At 44.9% G+C, this 25,336-nt stretch carries 26 protein-coding genes and 2 pseudogenes; 3 read left to right on the plus strand and 25 right to left on the minus strand.

Features of this window, described 5'->3' with window-relative positions; genetic code table 11:
• Positions 1-10: 10 nt before the first annotated feature.
• The 5 genes and pseudogenes from SFC25_RS07600 to SFC25_RS07620 all read right to left on the minus strand — a co-directional run.
• Positions 11-517, minus strand: a pseudogene (locus tag SFC25_RS07600) (GNAT family N-acetyltransferase); the annotation flags it as partial.
• On the minus strand, positions 510-1,004 hold the full coding sequence (locus SFC25_RS07605) for a GNAT family N-acetyltransferase (RefSeq protein ID WP_411214690.1): 495 nt from the start codon (positions 1,002-1,004) through the stop codon (positions 510-512). The pseudogene SFC25_RS07600 and the gene SFC25_RS07605, both read right to left, overlap by 8 nt.
• Before the next feature lie 19 nt (positions 1,005-1,023).
• On the minus strand, positions 1,024-1,494 hold the full coding sequence (locus SFC25_RS07610) for a GNAT family N-acetyltransferase (protein ID WP_411214691.1): 471 nt from the start codon (positions 1,492-1,494) through the stop codon (positions 1,024-1,026).
• Between the two features lie 51 nt (positions 1,495-1,545).
• Positions 1,546-1,722: a hypothetical protein gene (locus tag SFC25_RS07615; protein ID WP_411214692.1), complete on the minus strand. Its 177-nt coding sequence runs from the start codon at positions 1,720-1,722 to the stop codon at positions 1,546-1,548.
• Complete coding sequence (locus tag SFC25_RS07620) at positions 1,719-1,910, minus strand: hypothetical protein (protein WP_411214693.1); 192 nt, start codon at positions 1,908-1,910, stop codon at positions 1,719-1,721. Before SFC25_RS07620 ends, SFC25_RS07615 begins: the two co-directional genes overlap by 4 nt.
• Before the next feature lie 138 nt (positions 1,911-2,048).
• Between SFC25_RS07620 and pabB the strand changes: the two genes are divergently transcribed.
• Positions 2,049-3,782 carry an aminodeoxychorismate synthase component I gene (gene pabB / locus SFC25_RS07625; RefSeq protein WP_411214694.1) on the plus strand — a complete coding sequence of 578 codons (1,734 nt, stop codon included), beginning with the start codon at positions 2,049-2,051 and terminating at the stop codon, positions 3,780-3,782.
• Here pabB and SFC25_RS07630 read toward each other — a convergent pair.
• The 12 genes from SFC25_RS07630 to SFC25_RS07685 form a co-directional block, all read right to left on the minus strand.
• Positions 3,779-4,525 (minus strand): class I SAM-dependent methyltransferase, encoded by a 747-nt coding sequence (locus SFC25_RS07630; RefSeq protein WP_411214695.1) that lies wholly within the window; start codon positions 4,523-4,525, stop codon positions 3,779-3,781. The genes pabB and SFC25_RS07630 overlap by 4 nt on opposite strands.
• Positions 4,526-4,671: 146 nt before the next feature.
• On the minus strand, positions 4,672-5,085 hold the full coding sequence (locus SFC25_RS07635; RefSeq protein ID WP_411214696.1) for a helix-turn-helix domain-containing protein: 414 nt from the start codon (positions 5,083-5,085) through the stop codon (positions 4,672-4,674).
• Positions 5,086-5,181: 96 nt separating this feature from the next.
• The gene (locus SFC25_RS07640; protein ID WP_411214697.1) at positions 5,182-5,622 is read right to left on the minus strand and encodes an NUDIX domain-containing protein; all 441 of its coding nucleotides are present in this window, start codon (positions 5,620-5,622) and stop codon (positions 5,182-5,184) included.
• A 68-nt stretch (positions 5,623-5,690) separates the two neighbouring features.
• Positions 5,691-8,822: an alpha-mannosidase gene (locus SFC25_RS07645; protein ID WP_411214698.1), complete on the minus strand. Its 3,132-nt coding sequence runs from the start codon at positions 8,820-8,822 to the stop codon at positions 5,691-5,693.
• 12 nt (positions 8,823-8,834) lie between these two features.
• Complete coding sequence (locus tag SFC25_RS07650; protein WP_367542699.1) at positions 8,835-9,659, minus strand: carbohydrate ABC transporter permease; 825 nt, start codon at positions 9,657-9,659, stop codon at positions 8,835-8,837.
• A gap of 16 nt (positions 9,660-9,675) precedes the next feature.
• The gene (locus tag SFC25_RS07655; protein WP_411214699.1) at positions 9,676-10,533 is read right to left on the minus strand and encodes a carbohydrate ABC transporter permease; all 858 of its coding nucleotides are present in this window, start codon (positions 10,531-10,533) and stop codon (positions 9,676-9,678) included.
• 72 nt (positions 10,534-10,605) lie between these two features.
• On the minus strand, positions 10,606-11,970 hold the full coding sequence (locus SFC25_RS07660; RefSeq protein WP_411214700.1) for an extracellular solute-binding protein: 1,365 nt from the start codon (positions 11,968-11,970) through the stop codon (positions 10,606-10,608).
• Between the two features lie 212 nt (positions 11,971-12,182).
• A complete protein-coding gene (locus SFC25_RS07665; protein WP_411214701.1) occupies positions 12,183-12,422 on the minus strand; it encodes a hypothetical protein in 240 nt (79 codons plus the stop codon).
• A 104-nt stretch (positions 12,423-12,526) separates the two neighbouring features.
• Positions 12,527-13,192: a type 1 glutamine amidotransferase gene (locus tag SFC25_RS07670; RefSeq protein WP_411214702.1), complete on the minus strand. Its 666-nt coding sequence runs from the start codon at positions 13,190-13,192 to the stop codon at positions 12,527-12,529.
• Between the two features lie 14 nt (positions 13,193-13,206).
• On the minus strand, positions 13,207-13,647 hold the full coding sequence (locus SFC25_RS07675) for a GNAT family N-acetyltransferase (protein WP_411214703.1): 441 nt from the start codon (positions 13,645-13,647) through the stop codon (positions 13,207-13,209).
• A gap of 38 nt (positions 13,648-13,685) precedes the next feature.
• Positions 13,686-14,282, minus strand: a complete 597-nt coding sequence (locus SFC25_RS07680) for a YdeI/OmpD-associated family protein (RefSeq protein WP_411214704.1) — start codon at positions 14,280-14,282, stop codon at positions 13,686-13,688.
• A 78-nt stretch (positions 14,283-14,360) separates the two neighbouring features.
• Positions 14,361-15,116: an AAA family ATPase gene (locus SFC25_RS07685; protein ID WP_411214705.1), complete on the minus strand. Its 756-nt coding sequence runs from the start codon at positions 15,114-15,116 to the stop codon at positions 14,361-14,363.
• Positions 15,117-15,168: 52 nt separating this feature from the next.
• On the opposite strand from SFC25_RS07685, the gene SFC25_RS07690 reads away from it, so the two are divergent.
• On the plus strand, positions 15,169-15,567 hold the full coding sequence (locus SFC25_RS07690; protein ID WP_411214706.1) for a hypothetical protein: 399 nt from the start codon (positions 15,169-15,171) through the stop codon (positions 15,565-15,567).
• Here the strand turns inward: SFC25_RS07690 and SFC25_RS07695 are convergent.
• A pseudogene (locus SFC25_RS07695) lies at positions 15,558-16,078 on the minus strand (GNAT family N-acetyltransferase). The gene SFC25_RS07690 and the pseudogene SFC25_RS07695 overlap by 10 nt on opposite strands.
• Positions 16,053-16,610, minus strand: a complete 558-nt coding sequence (locus tag SFC25_RS07700) for a GNAT family N-acetyltransferase (RefSeq protein WP_411214707.1) — start codon at positions 16,608-16,610, stop codon at positions 16,053-16,055. Before SFC25_RS07700 ends, SFC25_RS07695 begins: the two are co-directional and overlap by 26 nt.
• 88 nt (positions 16,611-16,698) lie before the next feature.
• Here SFC25_RS07700 and SFC25_RS07705 point away from each other — a divergent pair, with 88 nt between their 5' ends.
• A complete protein-coding gene (locus SFC25_RS07705) occupies positions 16,699-17,469 on the plus strand; it encodes a class I SAM-dependent methyltransferase (protein ID WP_411214708.1) in 771 nt (256 codons plus the stop codon).
• Between the two features lie 35 nt (positions 17,470-17,504).
• Here SFC25_RS07705 and SFC25_RS07710 read toward each other — a convergent pair whose 3' ends face one another.
• The 6 genes from SFC25_RS07710 to SFC25_RS07735 are packed head-to-tail and all read right to left on the minus strand — an operon-like array spanning position 17,505 to position 25,307.
• On the minus strand, positions 17,505-18,302 hold the full coding sequence (locus tag SFC25_RS07710; protein ID WP_411214709.1) for an ABC transporter permease: 798 nt from the start codon (positions 18,300-18,302) through the stop codon (positions 17,505-17,507).
• Positions 18,295-19,158, minus strand: a complete 864-nt coding sequence (locus SFC25_RS07715; protein WP_411214710.1) for an ABC transporter permease — start codon at positions 19,156-19,158, stop codon at positions 18,295-18,297. Before SFC25_RS07715 ends, SFC25_RS07710 begins: the two co-directional genes overlap by 8 nt.
• Positions 19,145-20,227, minus strand: a complete 1,083-nt coding sequence (locus SFC25_RS07720; protein ID WP_411214711.1) for an ABC transporter ATP-binding protein — start codon at positions 20,225-20,227, stop codon at positions 19,145-19,147. Before SFC25_RS07720 ends, SFC25_RS07715 begins: the two co-directional genes overlap by 14 nt.
• 1 nt (position 20,228) lies before the next feature.
• Positions 20,229-21,296 (minus strand): ABC transporter substrate-binding protein, encoded by a 1,068-nt coding sequence (locus tag SFC25_RS07725; RefSeq protein WP_411214712.1) that lies wholly within the window; start codon positions 21,294-21,296, stop codon positions 20,229-20,231.
• Positions 21,280-23,253: a hydantoinase B/oxoprolinase family protein gene (locus tag SFC25_RS07730; protein WP_411214713.1), complete on the minus strand. Its 1,974-nt coding sequence runs from the start codon at positions 23,251-23,253 to the stop codon at positions 21,280-21,282. Before SFC25_RS07730 ends, SFC25_RS07725 begins: the two co-directional genes overlap by 17 nt.
• Positions 23,253-25,307, minus strand: a complete 2,055-nt coding sequence (locus tag SFC25_RS07735) for a hydantoinase/oxoprolinase family protein (protein WP_411214714.1) — start codon at positions 25,305-25,307, stop codon at positions 23,253-23,255. The genes SFC25_RS07730 and SFC25_RS07735 overlap by 1 nt, the downstream gene beginning before the upstream one ends.
• Positions 25,308-25,336: the final 29 nt, after the last annotated feature.

Below are 25,336 nucleotides of genomic sequence, written 5' to 3' on the forward strand. Positions count from 1 at the left end.
GGTCCCGAGGGTTAATGATAGCAAGAGTTTGATGATCCTGCCACTTTCCGTTGATTTTAACGTTCTGTTTGGCGATACCTTCCTTTTGGAATCCTGCTTTTAATAACACTTTGATAGAACCTATATTATGCGGCATAACACCTGCCTCTAGCCGATGAAACTTCAATTCATCAAAAGCAATTTCAACAACCTGGCGGACTGCCTCTGTCATATACCCTTTTCCGTTTTGTACCTTATCGAGAAAATAGCCGATCCAGCAGCTTTGAAGATTCCAGCGCACAACCTCCGACAGCATGATAATACCGATAATGTTTTCATTCAATACAATGACAAAATAATAGCCTGTATCCTTACCAGCAGAAGCAATAGCCCTATCAATCCGCTCCCGCTGCCCTTCCAGTGTATAAAATTGCTCCTCCCGCTTACCTGTATAAAGCTGAAAGAATTCTTTATTTCGCAGTTCCAGAGATAAAAGATCCGCCGCATCCTGTTCTTTGAGCAATCTTACTTCAATCACTGCTGCTACTCCTTTCTAATACCGCATCCCAATTTTCCCCTGCTTCGCTGAATCCTAATGTCCGATAGAGCGAGTATGCACGATAATTCTGTTTGGTCACTACCAAGTACATTGTTTTGTAGCCTTTCCGTATCAATGCCTGCTCACTAGCCTGTATTAAATTAGTCGCAATGCCTTTTCCCTGCCAGCCTGGAGCTGTGACTGCATAAGCAAGCAGAGGTACAGAACGGAATAATGTTACCAACGTAACACCGACTATCCTCTTTGAAGTTTGAGAGAAATAAGAACAAGCAGGCAGGAATTGACCATACCTTCCATCAATTACTGCCTGTATTTCATTAAGATAATCATTTTTGCTGCTATACTCCGCATCTATTGTATTCCTGAAGCCCTCGAGGAACAGAGCAGCTAATGCTTGGTTTTTATTCTCATCAATGGGATGTACACCAGTCAGCACCTTCTCGGCAGACATGAGGTCTTTCCTCATAATCACTCTCCGCATATCTTTATATCCGCTTTTCGTAATAAATCAACGTAGCCCGATCATTCAGCTTTTGTATCTTACCAGTACGTTGATATCCCATTTTCTCATACAAAAGACAGTTACCTGTTTCTTCCCGCAAGGTAGCTACTCGCCAAATTCTTACATCCGAATGCATGTCTTCTGTCAGCTTTAAAACCTGCTGCGCAATTCCATTCCCTTGGTGGTCAGGATGAATGAATATGGGACTGATCCAATACACATCGGGTTCTTTCGAATATAGACAGATGGCGCCCATAAATTGTCCTTCTGTCATTATCTTATAAAACCCTCCATCTGGTCGGTTAATGCGATCAATAGTACGTGACAACGGCTCGTTGGCAGGGTTTGAGTCCATGTCCTGGTATTTTTCAAGCAACGGCTGAAAAGCCGCAATCTGGCATTCATGAATTTGTTCAGCATCTGCTAATCTAGCTTTATGTAAAGTGATATGCATTCTCTACCTCCTACTAAAAAGAAGTGCACAGCTAGAACACGTTTATCAATTTTATGGTTTGGATTGCTTTAGAATTGCTACTGTCTTAAGTCCCATCAAGAAAGCCCATATACTGAATACGATCAGCACTCCCCATTCCAGCCATTTTATATGACTCAGATCCATGCTAGTGATAAATACGATAAAAGTGATCATAATAATAGCATCTGTATAGGTAAAGCGTTTCATCTTTTTACCTCCTCTTTCCTCCGTCCGAAGCGAAGCACATAAGCAGTCAATGAAAGTACAATAGCCGCACAAATTAGCAGATCCGGTATTAAGAGTACATATCCGTCCAGATGGGGACGGATACCAATCAAATAAATGCACGCAAACACCCAGAAACCTAATTCCTTTAACACTTGGATCGTCCGCAACTTGCAACTCCTCCTAAAAGATTGTACCTTCTAATACGGTAATAATATGGAAATAGTTTCAATACTTACTCTATTTCAATAAGCTATTCTGCTAATGCACCGTATGAGATACTAGTAAAGCAAGAAAGGAGAAGTTTCATGTACGCTTATTTCAATTTTGCTGATGCAGCTGGCAAGACACAGCATCGGCGTTTCACAGAGCAGCATGCGTTGCTTACTGCACATTCACTAAATGAAGTGATCCCCTGCCTCGAGCAGGTGCAAGCATATACAGCCCAAGGTTATTACGCAGCAGGCTATCTTTCCTATGAAGCCGCTGGAGCATTTGATTCAAGCTATATTACGGTCGAAGGTTCAAAACTTCCTCTCCTTCAATTTGGTATCTACAAGCGTTTCACGGAAGAACAGCCAAAGCCAACAGCAGCAGCTCCAGACAAGCTCAACTGGCAGCCAGCAATCTCAAAAACAGCCTACGAGCAAGCCATCCAAACGATTAAAAACGAAATCGCAGCTGGAAATACATATCAAACGAATTACACCATGCGTCTGCGCACAAGGTTTGCTGATGATCCTGCTGCCCTTTTCAGCCAAATGCAGCGAGCACAGCGCGCCGATTATACTGCCTATTTGGAGTGGGAAGATGCTGCGATTCTATCCGCTTCTCCTGAATTATTTTTCCGCTGGGATGAAGGGCGTATCATCACAAAGCCGATGAAAGGTACAATCAAACGCGGACTGACATACACAGAGGACCTCAAACAGCAGGAAATCCTAGCTACCTCTGTCAAAGACCGCGCTGAGAATGTCATGATAGTCGATCTGCTGCGCAATGATATCAGCCGAGTCGCAAAGCTTGGTACTGTTCACGTTCCAGCTTTATATACAATTGAAAAGTACCCGACAGTCTACCAGATGACCTCGACTGTGGAAGCAGAAACAATCCCAGGAATAACGATTATTGACATTATGCGTGCCCTCTTCCCGTGCGGTTCAATCACGGGCGCCCCGAAAGCGAGCACGATGAAAGTCATTTCGAACCTCGAACCTGAACCGCGAGAGATTTACTGTGGTGCCATTGGCTATATTGAGCCCGGTGGTGAAGCTGTTTTCAATGTGCCCATCCGTACTGCAATTGTCGATAAATCAGAAAAACAAGCTACCTATAGTGTCGGCGGCGGTATCACTTGGGATTCGACTGCTGAGGGGGAGTATGAGGAAGCCATCGCCAAATCCTCTGTTCTGCAGGAGCAGCTCCCAGATTTCAAGCTGCTGGAAACGATCGCGTATTCAAATGGTGATTTTCTATTGGAGGATAAACATATTCACCGCCTACTGCAGTCTGCCGAATATTTCAGCATCCCGATTGAAGAAAACGCTGTTCGAAAGCTCTTGCATCAACACCAAATCGAGCACCCAGTAGAATCTCACCGGATACGTCTAGTAGCTGATAAAACCGGACAGCTTGAGCTTTTCTATAGCAGCATGCCAGCATTGATTGAAAAAAAACAGAAATTTGCCTTGGCTGCCGCACCAATTGATAAAACAAATCGATATTATTATCACAAGACAACCTATCGCAAAATATACGAAGATTACAAGGCAAAGAATACAGACGTCTTTGATACGCTGCTATGGAATGAAGCCGGCGAGCTGACCGAATTCACGATTGGCAATCTTGTCATGGAGAAGGATCACACACTGTTGACGCCTCCTGTTGCAAGCGGCCTGCTGCCGGGAACATTACGAGAAGAATTATTGGAGAAAGGTACGATTCAAGAAGCTGTCTTGACGAAAGCCGATCTCCAAACTGCATCCCGCATCTGGCTGATCAATAGCGTCCGTGGCTGGGTAGAAATGGAGCCCCTCCGTTAAGGATGGGCTGTTTTTCTTGCCTTCAAAATGATGAAGGAGGGCCGGCGTAATTCATGCTCTATCCGCGGCAGCTGAGCGATTGCTGCTTCACTTGGCATTGGCTCTGTTATTTCTTCCAGACTGAAACCATTGCGGATAAGGCCATTGCATAATGCAGAAATGGACCGGTGGTAATAAACCACTCCATCCACATACCATTTCACATCGCGTCTTCCTTGTTCCTGGTAATTGTCCACTGCAAAATGAATTCGATTCCCGTCTTCATCCGTAATCCATTTATCGCCTTCTTTTCTGGCAGTCACGATTGGATGCTCAGTCGAGAACAATAGAATACCGTCTTCCTTCAAAGCGGCATGGATAGACCGGATGACTGCATCGTAGTCTGCAACATAATGCATGACAAGCGAACTGACAGCAATATCATAGCTTTGCTTTTCGAACACAGCATCTTCTAATGCTGTTTGAATATATTCAACGACCGGGTGATTATTTCTGTTTTCCGCTTCCTGCAGCATCCTACTGGATGGATCCAAAGCAGTTACACCCGCTGCTCCCTGCTCTGCACAATACCTCGCCAAATCTCCCATACCACAGCCGATATCCAGCACATGCTTGCTCTTCAAATCAGGCAGCATGCGTCTTATCTCTGGCTGTTCCAATAGTTCATTGTAATTAATCGGATCTTCCCGCAGAGCTTTGTAATTCTCAAAAAATAGCTCATTATCATAAATATTTTGCTTCATAATAACGCCTCCTAATCTATAATCGAATACAATTTCATTTTGGCATCATATAAAAAAAAGACTAGACTTATATTTCAGAATTTTGTATCATTTAGATTGAGGCTTACCTTCTTTAAGGTATAAAAAAGACCCTATATGTGTCCCCTTTAATTTTTATCCTTCAGCTTTTCCAACTCTTTTTTCATTTGTTTCTTCAGCTGTTTGAACAGCTTTTCCCGTTCTTTCTTCACTGCCTTTTTAACTGCACGCGATACTAGTTTCTCCAGTTCCTCCGCAGTTACGTTCATTTTTTCCGTGTCTGACTTTTTCTCTTTTATTTTGGCATGCCCCGTCAGTTGCTGGATGGCATCGGCAAAAGTCATTTTTTCTCCAAGTAACTTTCTTAACTCTTCTAATGTAGCCATATCCTGTTCTGTATATATCCGCTGTCCTTTTTCGTTCCGCTGAAACGGATAATGAGCACTTTCCAATGCAATTGCCCATCTTCGAAGCGTCGAGGTTGTCACATCCAATGAAGCAGCCAAATCCTTCGCCGTATACTGCGTTTCTTGTTCAGACAAATCCATTCCCCCTTGCTTTATGTATAACTGGAAACACTTTCCTAAAGTATACTATAGGTATGTTAGAATCCAAAGCACATAAAGACTGATCACGTTTTAATCAAGTAATCCGAAGTATTGCCGAACAGCCCAGGCTTGGTGCTGATGAAATAAGCCGTTCGCTGCTTCTTCAGGAGTCAGCCAAACTAATTCATGGTCCTCTTCCACTGGTTCTTGTTCTTTCATTCCCAGTAAACAGCTATAGAAACTCCCTAGATTTTGTATATAGTGACTACCATCTCTGGACTGGAAGTATTGTATCGCTTCACATAAAAATGCTGGCTTGTTGATTGCATATCCTGTTTCCTCCAGGATTTCTCTCTCCAAACATTCCAATTCGGTTTCTTCATTCTCTATACCTCCTCCAGGTAACAGCAGCAACTGGTCGTTTCTTTTCCGAACGACACCTATTTGTCCAAAGGAACCCTGCAGTATTCCATAAACAGCCTGTCTCTTCACATATTTTTTTCCTTGTACCTTAATACCGAACACGTGCATATGTATCCCCCCTTACATTTGTACACGCAAGTATACAGTAAAAAAGAAAAGCCCATAAGGGACTTTTCTCAAGATTTGGATATGCGTATTGTCTTTATTTCATATGGAGTAAAAGATAATTCTATATTTCCTTCCTGGGAAACTTGATCCATGTCCCTTTCCCTTAAATCACATTCCTTCCAGAAAGTGAACTTGAACTCCGGCTGTATCGTCACCTGCTGTGTGCCGCCGGTGTATTCATGCAGACGAATGATGATATCGTCATTATCTTCCGCTTTTTTGATAGCATCCAGCTGCACATGCGAATTATCGATAGAGAATAGTTTTGCATCGTCTTTGTCATTGTCTCCGCTGTATACTTGGAAAGGTTGATTCAGCTTCCATGCTTCCTGTACAGTATTCGCCTCTACCCACCCCTTCTCATGAGGATACAGAGAATACGTAAAATGATGTCGCCCTTGATCTTGTTCGATATCCGGTGCAATTGCAGATTTAATCAATGACAACCGAATTGTATGATCTTTGATATCGTGTCCGTACTTGCAATCATTAAGCAAACTGACACCATAATTCTGCTCCGAGAAATCGACCCATTGATGTGCGACAGATTCGAACCTGGCTATATCCCAGGAAGTGTTCCAATGTGTCGGACGTTTGACGTTGCCGTATTGGATATCATACGTTGCATCTGTTGCTCGGATACGGACAGGAAAGGCTGTTTTTAATAACTGCTGACGCTCATGCCAATCCACTTCTGTTTTGAAATCGATGACTTTCCGATTACGATAGAAGATAATGTCTTGATGAATAGTCGAACTGCCGTACTGCCAGCTTGCTTCTATCACAAGCTGTAATGGTCCTGCTTCTTTTAGAGTGAAATCTAGCAGGTTAGTAACTTCTTTCTTTTTCTCCTGATAAAATAAATCAATATCCCAAGCATCATAATCCAGCGGCTTATCCTCGAACACCTGAAACACGTTTCCATTCTCCGACTCAGCTAGTACATGACGCTTCGCTTTTCTATCGTATAGCGACTGAAGCTGACCATATTCGTTAAAGCTAGCTTCATAAAATGGTGTCACAAGCTCCCGGTTCTTCAGCTCGAACCATTCATCTTCCGCTTCTGAAACTACTTTCTCAGTCTTTAAATGAATCTGTTTACTTCCCGTTCCCGGAACAGCCGGCACATCGACGAGCCAACCGTCTTTGTGTTTTTGCGCTGTCAAAGGGCTGCCGTTTTCATCCTCCCAAACACCTTCCTCATCGGTCTCTATTTTAACGAGACCATCCAGTTCCCATGATGATGAATTGACAATACTCCATGTATTCTTTTTATCTGTAATCAAACTGTCTGCGGCATCCTTTTGCAATGCTTGCAGCTTTGCATATCCATCCTCGTATTCTTTCTCACTATCTTCATACACTTCCCGAATCGAAGATCCCGGAATAATATCGTGGAATTGATTCCGTAATACTGTCCGCCATACCTCTTCCAATGTTGTGGAAGGATACTTCAGAAAGTCACCTGAATGGATCGCTTTCCACACATGGAGGAATTCCGTTTCACGCAGCTTAAGCTCCATCCTGCGGTTCATTTTCTTATTGTATGCCTGACTCGTATACGTACCGCGGTGATATTCCAAGTAAAGTTCCCCATCCCAAACTGGCATGAACTCTGATGTATTCTGAGTCTGTTCATGCAATGCTTTAAAATAACTCTTAACATCGCCTGTTTTGACGTTAGGCAGCCCCGGCATACGATCCAATCTTCTTCGCATTTCGAGCATGGTTCTGTTCACACCGCCTCCGCCATCGCCGTATCCATAGGAAAGAAGCAGTTCCTTCGTGAGTGCTTTATTTTTATAGTTATCCCACGTACCCGTTACGGTATCTGGCAGGATTTGACCATTATAGGTAGCGAACCACGTATTTTCCCGAGGCGAAGGATCCGGTGTGGTGATGAATTGCGTGAGTACTTCACTGCCATCCAATCCACGCCATGTAAATGTATCATTCGGCATCCGATTGAATTGGTTCCAGCTGATCTTGGACGTTAGGAATGTATCGATTCCCGCCTTGCTGAGAATCTGGGGCAATGCCCAAGAATAGCCAAACACATCTGGCAGCCAGAGATAGTTCACATCTTTTCCGAATTCCTCCTGGATGAACTTGGCTCCCTGCAGGATCTGACGCACCAAGGATTCACCAGAAGGCAAGTTACAATCGGCTTCCAGCCACATGGCGCCATCCACTTCCCACTGGCCGTCATCTATTCTTTCTTTTATCTGAGCATACAGTTCAGGGAAGTCCTGCTTTACGTAGCTATAGAGCTGCGGCTGCGTTTGCAGGAATTTATAGTCCGGATATTTATCCATCAGACGCAAAACAGTGGAGAAAGAACGACCCGCTTTTTCCCTCGTATGTTTCAACCGCCACAGCCAAGCTACATCGATATGCGTGTGACCGATACATCGAATTGTGATGGGGGACTCGCTGTCCATGGCGTCCAATTCTTTTTGGAGAAAGTCGTTTGTTTCATAGATTGAATCATAGAATGTATCGCTACCTGGAGAGCTCCAGTCTATCAATCGAATAGCCTGGTCCAACAGCGACAAAAGCTGAACCCGCTCGGCAGCATTTTCGTCTAGTACACGTATCGTCTCCAAAATAGCAAAACTGGTGTAATACAGATCATCTGCCTTTTCATCGAAGACTGCCAGTTCAGCTCGCTTTATTTGATGCTCCTGCTCAATCCTTTTTCCGCCGCCTTCCAAGCCGGACCAGAGACGAAATGCCAAAAGAATAGAATCACCATGCCAATCATCCTTGAAGAAAAGTTCCTGGTGATTGGAGTCTACCGCTTGATACATCACTTTGTTCACATAGCATTGTGACTCAAAGCCTGAATTTCCCCCGCCGCCCGTCTTGCCGAAATCAAATACACCAACTACCTGCTTTCCTGACCACTCCTCAGGAAGGTCGATCTCCTTGGCCAGCCAAAGGTAGCGATCCCGGCCCTTCCAATGGTCCCCAACGTACAGCTTCTCTGTGAAATCATCCAAACATGGAACTTCAGGTGCCACCTTCTTTTCTTGATCTTCCAATGCTAGAAAATGCTGCAAATCATGCCGGTCCCGATAGCGGTATTTCTCCAATTCTTCTATTCTTCTTTCCAGCTGTCGTTCTTTCAAACTCAACATACTTACACTCCTTTAGCCCTTGGATGCTCCGCCGAGGCTGAAGCCCTTGGACATATATTTTTGAGCAAAGATATAAAGAATGATAGATGGCATCGTGTACAGCATGGAGAACGCTGCTAATTTGCCATACTCGATAATGCCGTAGTTTCCGAAAAACTGATACAGTGTCACAGATGCAGGAAGCTTTTCCTGTGTCTGCAGCAAAATATAAGGTACAAAGAAGTTTCCCCAGCTGCCTGTAAAGGTGAATATCGCAATTGTGAAGATTCCTGGCAGCATTAGCGGTCCAACCACTTTACGCATACTTGTCAGCACGGAAGCACCATCCACCCACGCTGATTCCTCCAGTTCAATCGGCACCGCATCCATAAAATTTTTCATCATCCAGATAGCATAAGGCAGCCCGGATGCAGCAAGGAAAATCGTCGTGAAAATAATGGAGTCCTGGATGTTCAGAAAGAGGAACAGCTGATAGACAGGAACCATGACAGCCGTGATCGGCAAAGACGTCATGAACAAAATGGTAAGCAGGAAAGATCGCTTATATCGCAGCCGATAGCGGGAAAGCGGATAAGCAGCCAAGCCAGCAACAATCACAACGATCGTTGCCTGCCCAAGCGATATGAACAGCCCTATCGCAAACGATCGGATATTACTCGGATCCGATAGAATAGCGGTGAAATTGTCCAGCGTCCATTTCTCCGGCAGCTTGATTGCTTGGGTTGCCTGCTGATCGAAGGAAGCGAATACGAGCCATAGAAAAGGCAGCAAGAAGCAGATAGCCAAGAAGATCAGAGCCAGATAATGGATTACTAATTCCTTTTTCGATATCTTCATTCTGCATCCCTCCCCCTTATAGTTTTACTTTCATAAAACGCATGTACAGCAAACTTGCAATCGTACCGATAACGAGCAGGACAAGGGAAATGGCAGTACCATAACCGAATTGATAATTTACGAAGGCTTGGTTGTACATGAATATCGGAAGAATCTGCGTGGCGTTTCCTGGTCCTCCACCTGTCATCGTATAGATAAGCGTGAAGACACCCAGCGTCTGCAATGTGACGAGCATCATATTCGTGACAATCGAGCCTTTGACAATCGGCAGTGTCACACGGAAGAATATTTGCCAGCGGGAAGCTCCGTCTATCACCGCAGCTTCTTGGACAGACTTTGGCACATCATCCAATGCCGCCTGAAAAACCATCATAGAAAAGGCAGTACCATGCCAAATATTTGCGATGATGACACTTACCATCGGGAAGGTGAATAACCAGGTTATTGGTTCAAAGCCTATCCCTTGCAGGATCGCATTGAAGGTTCCTGCATCACTTAGGAATGCCACCCAGCAAAAAGCTACGACAATTTCAGGTGTCACCCAGCCCGCAATTACGATTACGCCGATGAATCGGCGGAAACCGCGTCGCTTCTCCTTCATCAGCAACGCAATGATCAATCCTAGAACAACCTGTCCGATAACGGCAGAGAAAAGTAAAAAGATAAGCGTTCGAAACACGCTGATGCGGAATTCAGGATCTTGGAACATATTAGCGAAATTTTGGAACCCGATAAATTGAATGTTGGCTGCATCAGTTCCTGTCAGTGAGAGATTTGTAAAAGCAAATCCGAAAGTCAGCAGCATCGGTGTTATAAAAAATAACAATAAAAGAATCCATGATGGAGACAAAAAAAGTATCGCTTTCCTATGCATACATAGTCGTCACCTTTCTCCCGCCCAGTCAGGGGGAGCTGGATATCCCGGCCCCCTTGATGGGATGGTTTCTTATTCAGCTGCCTTCGTATTTTCTTTGCCGACCACTCTCTCTACTCCAGCTTTATATTGCTGCACAGCATCTTCCGGAGTCAGCTTGCCTGTTGCCACCGCTTCGACCACTGTCTGCAGCTGGGTGGAAACTGCTGGATATTTATCATTTGCCGGTCTGAATTGCGCATTCTCGAGATATGCCTGTGCTTCTTTGGCGTAAGGACGATTTACGTACTCTTCTACCTCGACAGCATCTGTACGGGTATTCAGGTTTCCATCTGTCAACGAACGATTGATGCTGTTATCCTTTTCCATCAGGAATTGGATGAATTCCCATGCTTCTTCCTTCATATCTGCTTTTGATGGAATTGCCCAAGCCCAGCCGCCACTCATCGTAATTGTCCCTGGCTCCTGGCCATTTTGCGTCGGCATCGGTGCAAAACCGATTTTCTCCTCCACATTTTCTATCGGAGCCGCTCCGTTCTCTGCCCAGTTCCGGGCATTCCAGCTGCCATCCAGAGCTATCGCCAGCTTCTTTTGAGGGAATAGCTGCTGGAAAGCTACGTTTCCGGATTGACCGCTCATGACGACAGAGAAATCAGGGCCAACTTTTTCTGTGTTGTATACCTGTTCAATAAAGCGGAACGAATCTAGCAAACCGGGACTATCCACTACCCATTTTTTATCTGTATCGTCATAAAGCGTGTCACCTGTGCCATATAACAGCATCTCCAGCGTCTGCATGGAAACTGCCTCGCCATTGGCTTTACCGACTTGCATAAATAGCGGTGTCACTCCGTCTGTCTTCTCTTTGATTGTTATCGCCGCTTCTAGTACTTCATCCCAATTTTTCGGCTCCCAAGGTACAGGAAGACCAGCTTCCTGGAACAGCTCTTTGCTGTACCAAAGTCCACGTGAGTCGGAAGTCGACGGCACCCCATACACCTTGCCATCTTCCGCTGTTACACCGGACTTTAAGTTTTCTATGATGTTATTCCATTCCTCCCAATCAGCGATACGATCATCCAAAGGATCAAGATACCCGGCATTTGCATCGGAATTAAGCATGAATGTATCCTCCGATACAACATCCGGTGCTGTTTCCTCTGACTTCATCTGCAGCGCAACCTTTGAGAAATAATCTCCTTCACTCGCTGTAATAGGTGCTATCTTCACATCAATATCCGGATGTTCTTTTTCAAATTCATCCACTACCCCTGAGTCAAAGAATTTCTTCAAGGAATCTACTGATCCGGGCGATCGATAAACGACAGTCAATTCTTTCTTCCCATCTGCTGAATCTGTATTGCTGGAGCATGCTGCCATCGTGACTAGAATGAAAATAAGCATCAACAAACTTATACCTTTAGCACTCTTCCACATCTACAACTCCTCCTCCTGATTCCTATCTAACCATTAAAATGAAAGCGCATACATATTGTTCCAAATGAAAAGTCAGGGGCTAACCTGACGCTTATAACGGATTATATGCCTCGCTTCCTGCCTTATTCATAAGAAATTCAATGGTGACCCTATCACATAGAAAATTAGGACTACAACAAAAAAGCTGTCAGCAATAATTTACTGACAGCTTTTTACTTATACAAAGAACTTAAATGAGATGCCTTATAAGAAATGAAATAGCCAGGAAGATCCTTTTGTATTTCGATAGATAACAAACTGCCTTCTCTGTTGAAATTTTCTTCCGCCTTTACTGCATCAGATTGAAGCTCATCACGTTCCAAATCCAGCCATTCGCCGTAGCCTTCTGCCCAGCTCTCTATTCTCTGTTTCCAAGCCGCTGAAATCGGAAAATCATCCAGATCTAAATTCATTTTACAATCTGCACACCAGACTGGATCTGTACTGTAAAATCATCGGCCTCCAGAAGGATATTCGATGTTTTTTTACAGCTGCATCCCATTCAGACAGCATCTCTTTATCTGACTAGGTGATCAAGCAATTGGAATAGTACTTCCACATTTTCTGCTGGAAGCTTTGATGACTTCATTACATCCGCACTCTGGACGAACGCTCCATCATCTATATACGCTTTATCATGCAGAATCAATTTTTCCATGCTTTCTTTAGTCGTTTCAAAGTGGAATTGCAAACCAATAACGTTACCTTGATACATAAAGCCTTGGTTTTCGCACACTTCATTCCCGAATAGTCTTGTGGCATCATCAGGTAAGGTGAATTGTTCTCCATGCCAATGGAAGACGGCCATTTTGTCGGGAATGAAAGGAAAATGTGACGTAATAGTCTGAATCGGAAACCATCCAACTTCTTTTTGTTCCCCTTGAAAAACGGTCGCTCCTAATGCCTTCGCAATTTGCTGAGCACCAAGACAAATACCGAAAATCGGCTTTTGCTGATCAATCAACTCAAGTATCAGTGTACGCTCCCCCACTATCCAGCTATCAGCATCATTGGCACTCATCGGTCCGCCAAGAATGATAAGCATGCTAATATCTTTTGCATCAGGAAGAACGGGATTTTCATAGAGATGCTGAACACGAAAGCTATGTCCGCGTGATTCTCCCCAACCCTTAATGGCAGCAAGGTCTTCAAACGGAACATGCTGCAAAACATCGATAATCATCTTCAACATCCCCTCTACAAGCTTAACTCATAATGATAGAACTGCTCATCCCGCACATATCCTTTCCGTTCATAAAGACGCTGTGCTTTCTCATTGTCAGGTGCTGTACTAAGGGCGATACTACCCGCGTCAGTTTCCGTTGCGAAAGCTTCCGCTGCATCAAGTAATTTTTCTCCAACCCCTTGTTTTCTGGCCCCTTCCGCTACATAAAGGTCATTCAGAATCCAAGCACGCTTCATCCCGATAGATGAAAAAGTAGGGTAAAGCTGCGTAAAGCCGACGCATTCATCTCCATCCTTTGCGATAAAAATGACAGAATCCCCTTTCTCCAGTCTTTCTGTTATGTACGCTTTTGCTCCGCTCAAATCATGAGCTTGCTTGTAGAACTGGCGGTATTGATCGAAAAGAATTGCTGTTTCTTGTACGTCTTCCATGGATGCTCTGATGATAGTCATCCGTCCACCTCTTCTTTGGAATTTTATACTTTCAAATGCTACTTATCATTCAAACCCTTCCCATCGAGTATCTGCTGCTTATATTTCTCAATTCTTGCCTCTCGCGTTTTGGCTTGTTTAGCCTGTGAAAAATAAAATATATATGCTCTTTGCCGCCCCGGAGTTAATGCTTCAAAGGCAGTTTTCAAAGCAGGTATTTCCTCAAATTTTCTGTTCAATTCTACAGGAATGATGTATGCTGCATGCTCTTTCAAATCCACTTTCAACCCGGCTTTTTCAACTGCAACAGCCTCAAGAATATAAGATTTGATGATAACTTCCTTGTCAGCTATTTCCTGATTATTGGTGAACCGGATTTGGCGTGCAGCCTGCACATTCTCTGTCTGCTGAATGAGAAAACCATGAGGCTCTTTTAACAATGCACCTTTATGAAATAAAAGCGCGCAATAGTCTTTAAATCCATGAATCAGAACAATATTTTTTCCGTTAAGCGTGTAGCAAGGATGCTTCCACTTGAAGTCTTCGGTCAGCTCACAATCAAGGATTATATTTCTTAGGCTTATAAATTCATCTTTCCATTGTTTAGCTTTTATTAAGAATTCATCAACCTTCGGATTTTTTTCTGTAAATGCCATGCAGGACTCACCTCACCGGATTTCAATCAAGATTCTATTATAAATAATTATGCTCCATTTACTCTGTAACTGCACTAACTATCTACGGAACAAATGATGCAGAAGTCTGCCTCTATCCTCGAAAAACTGCTTCATTATGCTATAGTGCTGTGTCTGTTCAAGCTGGATCTCTTCTATTCCTTCTGAATCAAGCTGGAGTATCTTCGCATCCGGATACGCCATCAGCAGCGGAGCATGCGTCGAGATAATAAATTGTGAGCCCTCTTCTACCAGCTCATCGATTCTAGCAAGCATGGAAAGCTGGCGTATTGGAGATAAAGCTGCCTCTGGCTCATCGAGTATGTATAATCCATTTTCGCCAAAGCGCTCCATGAAAGCTGCGAAAAACGCCTCTCCATGGGACTGCTCGTGAAGGGATTTTCCACCATAGGAATCAATGATTTTTCGTCCAAAACCCTCCCGATCCATATCCTCAATGTTCGTAGCCACATTATAGAAGGTCTCTGCTCGAAAGAAGTACCCATCCCGTGGACGATTTCCTCCGCGGACGATGCGGATATGTTCATGCAGATCGGAATGTGATGCATAGCTTGAGAAGGAGAAATTCTTTGAACCACCTTCCGGGTTAAAACCGAGCGCTACAGCTATTGCCTCGAGTAGAGTTGATTTGCCCATCCCATTCTCTCCGATGATATAGGTTACATTCGGATGAAAAGAAAGTTTGCCTAATTTTTGAATGACAGGCAGTGAAAATGGGAATTGTTTAGGAAGCGCTGAAGATTCTTGCTTCAAGCTCATTTGTCTCACATATTGATTCGTATCGTTTAATTTCACCTTATCATTCCTATCTTCAAGAATGCCTCACCAATTGAAAGGAGTAAATATCATGCAAGAATATATTCTGATTATAATACTCCTCGTCTTATTTTTATCGGTGATCCTAGCAACCCGCTATCTGAATAAACCTGTCAAAATTCTGTTCACCGTCTACTATCTAGCACTCGGAGCCCTCTTTGTCATTGTCAAAGAGCGCATTAACAATGCTTCTGACACAACGGCAGCACCTAACGTCAATTGGATCGTAAATAATGAATGGGTCGCGGATATTCGTCATTTACTATTTGTGCCGATGGTTGGATTACTGATATATCTGCTGTATAAAGGCTATACAGATCCAAAAGGACCCTGGAAACGCTCTAATATCCTGGGCGTCACGATCCCACTAGCCGCCTTGCTTGCAGCTCTTTATTTTCTATTTTCTTACACATATGGTTATCATTTTTGAGCATATTCGTGCTCAAGAATGCCGTAGAGGAAGGAATCCCGCCACCCTGATTTCATGCGGATGTGTTCACGGTTAATTCCTTCCTTTTGCATGCCGATTTTCTCCAGCACGGATGCAGAAGCCAAGTTATTTGGATCACAGGTAGCATAGATACGATGTAATTTGAATGTACGGAAAGCTATGGACAAGACAGCTTTGGCAGCTTCCGTAGCGAAACCTTTATTCCACAAATCCGGATGGATATATCCGAGTACACCTTCTAGGTTCTGAGTGCTTTTGATAACCAGCTCCGCAGAACCGATCAGATTCTCCTCAAAATGATTGCATAGACAAATCGCATCCGTGGCTCTGTCTCAGCATCCTGCAAAACTCCCGCTACAAATTGTTTCGATTCAGCTTCAGAGTTTGGTCCCCAAGGCTGATAACGACAAACCTGTTCCAATGAGGCATACGCATGGACCGCCGGCCAGTCCTCCTCTGTAAGCTCACGTAGCTGTATTCTCATATGCATCTCCTCTCCATTCCATCAACCAGCAGTCCCGATAACTGCCTTCATGCCACTCATGCTTGGGCAATACTTTTACTTTTTGAAATCCACCTTTCTCATAACAGCGTATTGCACGTTCATTCCAAGCTTGCGGGTCCATCACTATCATTTCTGCTTGTTTCTCCTTTTTCAGGAGTTGAACCATCGTTTGGACAAGTAATGTCCCGATTCCTTTATTCCAGTAAGCTGTTTCTCCGATAAATTGATCCATTCCGTATATTTGTTGCTTGCCTAGATACCCGAATTCTGTCTTTTCATCCACGTCCAACTCATAATATTGCACATAGCCGATAGGCTTTTCTTTATAAGAGAAGATACATTTTTGTGCTGGGTCTAATGGATTGAAGAAGACTTTACGTGCTTTCTCTTTATCAAATGCATTATCGCGCCCTTCGTAATAAAAAAGGATTTCCGGATTTGATAACCATTTGGCTAACAGAGAAATATCAATTATGTGCAATGGTCTAATAGCTAGAGAGTTTCGCAGAATATGCAAACCTTTCACCCTTTCTGGATTCGCAGCAGGAGATAAAGTTACGGATATGGAAATTATATACCATTAAATAAATAGGTGGGGATGAATTATGGATTTCCATGCACAAACTAATAAATATTCCTACACATCCAGACAAGCTGCTCCAGACTGGATCAACTTGATAAAAAAAATATTGGAAAACAAGCAGATAAATCTTGCTCTAGATATTGGCTGTGGAGGCGGAATTTATACAAAGGCCTTGCGTGAAATAGGTATACCATTCGTAACAGGTGTAGATTCTTCAGAAGTCATGCTCGAAGCTGCTGCTGAGAATAGCCGCGGCCAGGAAGGGATTCATTTCCACAAAGGGAATGCTCAGGAAACCGATTTGAAGTCATCGTGCTCCGATCTTATTCTGGAACGCGCCTTGATTCATCACTTACAAGAGCTCCAGCATTGTTTCTCGGAAGCATTTCGGTTACTGCGTCCTGGCGGCATCTTTCTTATTCAGGATCGTACACCGGAGGACTGCCTGCTGCCAGGAAGTCCTGCGCATATCAGAGGGTACTTCTTCTCCCTTTTTCCAAGACTCGCAGAATTGGAGATCAATAGAAGACATACATCAGCCCAAGTTATAAGAGATCTGAAAGATTCCGGCTTTCACAGCATAGAGAAACATACATTATGGGAAGTTCGCCATGTCCATGAAACGAAAGAAAATTTACTGGCAGATTTGCGTGCCAGACTGGGAAGAAGCATCCTGCATGCGCTGGATGATGCTGAACTGGAGGAGTTGGTTTTATATATAGATCACTGTATCACAGAGGGGAGGGATATTGTGGAAATGGACAGGTGGACGATTTGGAAGGCTGTAAAATAAAAGAAGCTAAGCAGTAAGTGCTTAGCTTCTAATGTTTACATTACTTTAGACAAACCAATGGTCTTCTCAATGATAACAAGCGCAATAACCGATAACGCAATGAAGATGACGGCAATAGCGTTAACACTAGGATCAAAGGTTTGGTCGATATATCCGAAGGTCCGGACCGGAATCGTTATTGTCTCTGGTGTGCTTACAAACAAACTGACAGAGATTTCACCGAATGATGTGACTGCTGCAAAAACAGCACCAGCAATAATCCCCGGTTTAATCAATGGCAGGGTGACACGATAAAACGTCTGCCAAGGTGTCGAGCCAAGGTTCATCGAAGCAAGCTCCAGTCTGCTGTCCAAATTTGTAATACTGACAGAGACAGTCCGTACAACATACGGGAAGCAAATGACGATGTGACCGATGATAAGACCTAATGTAGAACCGAATAATCCTAAAGAGGAAAACAAATACAATAACGCGACGCCAAGCACAACTTGCGGAATCATCAAAGGCGACATGATGAAGGACTGGATCAGCCCTTTACCTGGAAAAGATAATCGTGCCAATGCATAAGATGACATCGTCCCGAGCAATACAGTCAGCGGTGTCACGATGACCATGACAAGTGTGCTGGACCAAAGTGATTGCATCCATTGCTCACTTCGGAATACTTCTGCAAACCACCGTACCGAGAAATCGGTTGGCGGAAACTGCGGATACTCCGTCGGACTGAAAGCTGACAAAATAATCACTAGTACCGGGATCGTCAGGAATAGATAAACGGCAATGCCGGCAATCCAGATCAGACTATCCAGCCACCTTGTACCTTTCTTACCCATTCACACGCACCTCCCATTTTTTTAGGATGAACCCGAGTATCGCAATAACAAGGAATACAAGCACCATCAGTGTAAAGGCCATAGCAGCTGCCAGCGGCAGATTATAAACCTGCATGATCTGCTGATAAATCGAAAGCGGCAATAATGGCTGCATCCTTCCGCCCACTAATAGCGGTGTAATATAGCTTCCGGCTGACAGTGAAAAGACGATCATCGCGCCGCTGATCATTCCCGGAATCGTAAGCGGCAAAGTAACGCGGAAGAAAGTCGCAATCCGGTTTGAACCAAGAATCATGGAAGCCGAGCGCAGATTGCCTTTGATATCCGACATGGACGTCGCAATCGGCAGAACTGCGAATGGAAGCATAACTTGTACATAAGCAATAATGACTGCATTCATATTCCAAAGCATATCCAATGGTTCATCGATGATAGACGTCTTCATCAAGACATCATTAACGAGTCCGTTTTGTGCCAGCAAGATGATCCATGCGAAAGTACGGATAACTACACTTGTAAGCAGCGGCGACACGAGCAAGATATAGAAAAATGCCCGCCAGCGTCTTGGAGATCGAACAAGCAAATAGGCAGCAGGATAAGCAAGAATCAAGCAAATCACTGTAGTAACGACTGCCACAAATAAAGTCTGCCAAATTGTTTTCAAATAAACCGGTGTTGTCAGTACCTCTACATAATGACTGAACGTGTACCCATCGATAACCTCAAAGAAATTATCGACTTGCTGAAAACTCAGGATCAGTAATTGAATCAGCGGAAGCAGCAAAAAGATTCCCAGAAAAATAAGAGTAGGAGCTAATAAAACGCCATAAAACTTCTTTTGTCTAGTTGCTTTCATGATCAAGAACCTCTAAATAAATGATATCTTCTTTGTTCCATGAAAGCATTAGCTCCTCACCTGGAGCCGGCAAAACCGGAAACAGGGGATCTGGTGCATGAACAGCCAGTTCAATACCGCCTGCTTCTGTTCTGATGCGAATGGCATTTCCTATATAGCTGCTTTCTTTTACGATTGCTCTAACGCGATTAGCACTTTCTGCTCCAGCAGCATGCTGCTCAACAAAAATCCGCTCAGGCCGAAGCATGAAACGAACACGCTCCGGCTGTGTTCCACTTTCATGACGCTCAGCCTCCAGCTTGAATCCGGCTGTCGTTTCATAGACTGTACCTTCTCTAAGCTCTGCATCAAATATGTTCACCTGACCGATGAATTCTGCGACAAAGCGGTTTGCAGGACGTCGGTATACCTCAAGCGGTTCGCCTACCTGTTGCAGGACACCATCTCCAAGGATACCAATCCGGTCTGACAGGCTGAGTGCCTCCTCCTGATCATGTGTTACCAGTACGGTCGTAATACCGACACTTTTTTGAATGCGGCGCAGCTCGAACTGCATCTCTTTTCGCAGCTTGGCATCCAGATTGCTTAGTGGCTCATCCAGCAGTAGCACACTTGGTTCAATCGCAAGTGCACGGGCAATTGCCACCCGCTGCTGCTGTCCGCCGCTAAGTTGGTGCGGCATACGCGTTGCATAGGAATCCAGCTGGACAAGTGCAAGCGATTCGTCTACTTTTTTCTTGATGTCTTTCTTGGACATTTTCTTGTTTTTAAGACCATACGCCACATTATCCCGAACAGACAAATGCGGGAAAAGAGCATAGTTTTGGAAAACCATCCCGAGGTTCCGCTTATACGGCGGTATGTTTGTTACATCCTCATCTCCGATATACACGACACCAGTCGTTTGACCAAGGAATCCCGCAATGATATTCAAAAGCGTCGATTTTCCGCAGCCGCTTGGACCAAGCAAGGAGAAGAATTCCCCTTGCTTGATTTCCAGTTCTACGTCCTTCAATGCCAAGTGATTGCCATAGTCCAGGCTGATTCCTTCGAGTTTTATTCCACTCATGTTATTCCCCCAACTCTCGTGACCATCTATTTGTCCATTCGGAAACTTTGCCCGTGGATACTTCATAATCGACCCACTTCAACGAAGCAAATTGCTCTTCTCCGACTTTGACTTTATCCCTGATTGCGTCACTGTATTGTGTATTTTCATTCGCCATACCATAGTAAGATTTCTCTGAGAACATGCTATGCACTTCAGGACTGCTCAAATAGTCCAGCAGCTTATAGGCATTCTCTTCATGTGGTGCATTTTTCATCATTGCCCAGCTTGCAACAGCTGCGACAGCTCCGTCTTCTGGATAAACAAAATCGATATCCATTCCAGCATCCTGCAACGCGAAGATCCGTCCATCCCAGAATGGAATAATGCTGATTTCTCCTCTGTCCAGCAGTGTTTGAATCGTTCCTGGATTATCCGGGTATGCCACTGCATTCTGATTGATCTTCTTTAATTCTTCAAATGTCTTATCGATATCTTCTGGATTGCCTTCTTCTCCACCGAGTGCTTGCGTAACACCAGAGAAGAACTGTAATCCTGCTGAATAAGAAGGCGACGACAGCCCAAGCTGCCCTTGGTATTCCTCATTCGCTAAGTCGAGCCAGTTTTCTGGTACATTCTCTACTGCATCCGGAGCATAGGCGATACCAAGCTGTCCCATACTGAAGGCTGCCGCGTATTCCTTGCCGTCTTTTTCGAATCGCTGCTGAACGGAATCATACAGCTCTGCGACATGCGGCGCTTTCTCTTCATCCAGTGGCTCTAGCAAATCAGCAGACATAGCGCGCTGAATTGTATCAGGCTGCAGAATCAGCAGATCATATGGTACGTTGGAGCCGTCTGCTGCCCGCATTTTCATATACCATTCGGCATCTGTGCCAGCAATAACATTAACTTTGATGCCTGTTTCTTTTTCGAAGCTATCAAGGGCTTCTCCGATATTTGCTTCCCAATCACCACCATATACACCAATGGTGACGGACTTTTCTTCCTCGCCGCTGCTGCACGAAACCAATACAAGCAATAAAATGAGTGCTACGCTGGCAGCAGCGTATTTACCTAACCGTTTCATTCGCTTCCTCCCCCGTAATTTGGCGTAAGACATCCAAAACGTCCTGTTTTGTGAGCGGCTGATTCTGCATCTCAAAATGACGATGCACTTGTCGTTTCATATCATTTCGCAGATTAGCAGGATAGCTGCGCAGCGCTGCAGCTAGTGCTGCACTCGCTTCTGCTGTCCAAACACTTTCATATGCAGTACGGAAAGCACCAAAATCCCATGCCTCATTTTCAGCTGCTTCCATTTTCGAACGCGCTTCATTCGTCTCCGTTTCATCCACGCCACTATCGCCAAAAATGACGCCGTAAACTTCTGCTGCTCGATCTGCAGAAAGCAATCCATCGGCCACTTCTGCTGCCACTTTATCGATTGGACGGAGATAGCCAGGGCCAAATCCGCCTCCACCTGGGGACGTGATAGAAATGATATCTCCCTTGGCTGGTCGAAGTACATCGATCTTCGGCAGCTTCTCTGCTTCGTTCTCAGGGTTTCGAACAACATAGCCTTGCTGTCCAGCTTGACCGCCAGCTAATCCCCAAGGCTGGAAGCGGAATCTTTCCATTCCCCTTGCAGTAACCATTGAGTCAGATTCCAGGATTCGGAAAGCCAGTGTAATGGCATGTCCGCCGCGATATTGCCCTGCTCCGCCTGTGTTCTGTTCATATTCATATCGTTCGACGAGGACAGGGATATGCTGTTCCAGACTTTCAATCGGTGTATTTTTCAAGAAGCCTGAAGAGTGGTCAATTCCATCGATCCCATCCTGCTCCTGCTGTGCTCCGCCTCCGCCGCCCATCGGTTCAACAACAGCCATATTCCTAGTTCCATCAGGCTGCGGAACAGATAGGACGACGATAGCTGACTGTCCGGCACCTGCTGCTGGAACAAGCTCAGGCAAGGCCTGGGCAATCGCGCCTAGCACCACATTGTACATCCGCATCGTAATCGAGTGACGGATGCCGACAGCTGCAGGATAAGCAGGGTTCACAAGTGTACCCTTCGGCGCGATGACCGAGAATGGTCTTGTGATCCCGCCATTATTCGGAATGTGCGGATCAGATGTAATGATGAAGTTGATCAGCCCTTGATAAAGAAAACTATGCTTCTGTCCGTTCGTTACCAAGTTGAATGCTGTTTGTGTTTGTGGATCACTATCCGAGAAATCAAGTGCAATTTCTCCGTCTTTCACACGCAGCGTAACAGCCAGACGGATCGGCACCTCTGATACCATGTCGTCATCCAAGTAATCAGCAAAGGAATACTCTCCGTCAGGAATTTGGCGTAGTACTTCTCGTGAGCGCGATTCTGCTTGCTCCAGCAAATCAGCGATACCATTTTGTACAGCTTCCATTCCAAACTTCCCAATCATGCGATGCAAACGGTTTTCAGCAGTATTGACGCTTGCCACCATTGCATTGATATCCCCTTCATTCAAATCAGCTACACGGCTGTTCAAACGAAGGAATGCCAGTACATCCTTGTTTGGTTTACCTTTGCGATACAGCTTCACAGGCGGAATCCGCAAGCCTTCCTGATGCACATCCGTCGCCGTCGGGGAAATACTTGCAGGCACAAGTCCGCCGACATCACTGACATGAACGAAAGCCCATGCGTAGCTAACCAGCTTTCCATCATGGAAAATCGGCTTGAACACATGCACATCCGGCAGATGGGTAGCAAGGCCATCCGTGGTATACGGATCATTGGTGATGATAATATCGCCTTCCTCGATTTCTTCTCCTACTGATTCAATCGCTTTGCGCAAGCTGAGTCCAAGGAAAATCGTGACACCGACTGATTTCGGATACATGTAAAATTCGCCCTCTGGAGTCGCTAACGCTGTCGCAAAATCGGCGGATTCCTTCACGAACGTTGTGAAGCTAGTCCGCTCGATGACATGCCCCATTCCAGTAGCAATCGCATTGAAATAACTGCGCATAATCTCTAGTTGTGCTGGGTTCGAACGCATTAGTCCATCTCCTTTCTTTGCAGTAACAAGTTGCCTGCTTCATCTGTTTTTGCTTTCCAGCTTGGCAGAACGACAGTCGTTGTATCCTGCTGCTCGATGATAGCTGGTCCCTGTACCTCCATACCTGGCTGGAGTGCTGTTCTGTCAACAATGGTTGCACTGTAAGTCTGTCCATTGATCCGAACGGAACGATCGCCTGGTTCCTGGGATTGTTCATTCCGCATCGTACGGGCATGACTATTCGCTCCTGTTTCTCCAACAATGCGTACTTTAAAGTTCATCAACTCGATGCTTGCGTTGGAATCGCTATGTCCGTATAGGCGCTCATACTGTGCGTGGAAAATTTCCGCTAGCTTCAAACTAGGATCTGCTTCCAGCCATTCCAGCTGAAATGGTACTTCCAGTTCGAATGCCTGTCCTTTATAACGCGCATCAATGGTATAGTGCAGCTGTATTGATTGAAGGAAAGCATCCACTTGCTGGCGGTCAAGCCAATCTGTTGCCTCCTGTTCCATCGCTGAAAAGATTGTATGCCATTCTGCTTTGTCCATATCTTTGAGCAGTACCTGTCTGGAGGTGATTGCATCATAAACGAAATCAGCCGCCAAAGAGCCCTGTGCACAAAGGTTTCCTGGATTTGCAGGTATGATTACTTGCTTAGCTTGTATTTCTTCCGCAACCATATTGGCAAGTACCGGTCCTGCACCCCCGAAAGCCATCAAACTGAAGTCACCTGGATCAATGCCGTGCTGCTCCAAGACATTGCTTAACTCGGTGAACATATTCGCTACAGCTACTTGAATTGTCTGGTCAGCAGCTTCCAGCACATCGCTATTTAAATGGTCAGCAATTTTTTGGAAAGCTGCGGCTGATTTATCTTGATCGAGACCAACGTTTCCTCCTGCAAATGAAGCACTATTTAAGTAGCCACTCAAAAGAAATGCATCTGTAAGCGCCGGCTCCTCTCCGCGTCCGTAGCACGCAGGTCCTGGATCAGATCCTGCTGAAAGCGGTCCGACTTTCAGGATGCCGCCTTTATCAATCCATGCAAGCGAACCGCCGCCAGCCCCAATCGAATAAATGGCCACGGATGGAAGAATCGTCGGCAGTCCGCCCAATTCGTTCGTTTGCGTATAAAGAATTTCTCCGCCTTCAATGAGTGAGATATCCGCACTTGTCCCGCCAACGTCAAAAGTGATGACATTATCGATTCCTGATGCGTCAGCAGCTTGAACTGCTCCCATGACACCAGCAGCAGGTCCTGAGAATAGAGTTTTCACAGGCTGCCCAGCCGCAGCATGGATCTCCATCAATCCGCCATTGGACTGTGTGATGAACGGCTTCGCTTGGATACCTTCCTGCTCAAGACGCTCTACCAATGTTTCAAAATAACGCTTTACATTTGGCTGGATATACACATTCATAGCGGCAATGACCGTACGTTCATATTCCCGCATCTCTGTCCAAATCGAGGAAGAAGCTTCAACATATAGATGCGGAGCACGTTCCCTAATTCGCTCCACTACCTGTAATTCATGTGCCGGATTACGGTAACTGTGTAAGAATGAAACAACAAGTCCTTCCAATCCTGCCTCAACAGCTTGATCGATTGCCTGATCCACCATGTTCATATCCAATGACATGAACACTTCCCCGTCTGCTTGCATCCGTTCTCTTATAGGATAAACATGCTGCCGCTCAATCAAGCTTTCTGGTAATCTAGAATGCAGATCATATGGTACTGGCAGACGCAGGCGCTGAATGGAAAGAATATCCCGGAAACCTTCTGTCACGAATAAGCCAATTCTTGCACCATTTCGCTGCAGCAGTGTATTCAGCCCGATTGTCATCCCATGTACGAAATAGGATATTTTCGTCAAATCAATGCCCTTTTCCTTAAGCAGCTGCAATCCATTGGATATCCCGCTCGCCGGATCTTTAGGCACAGTAGGCGTTTTAACATTCCAAATCCCTGATCCATCTATCTCCTTCAAGGTAAGATCGGTAAAAGTCCCCCCGATATCGATCCCCAACTCGTAGTTTATATCACCCAACACACATCTCTCCTAAATAATAACAATTT

Origin of the sequence: Terribacillus saccharophilus (assembly GCF_046592595.1) — a bacterium.
GTDB lineage: Bacteria > Bacillota > Bacilli > Bacillales > Amphibacillaceae > Terribacillus > Terribacillus saccharophilus_C.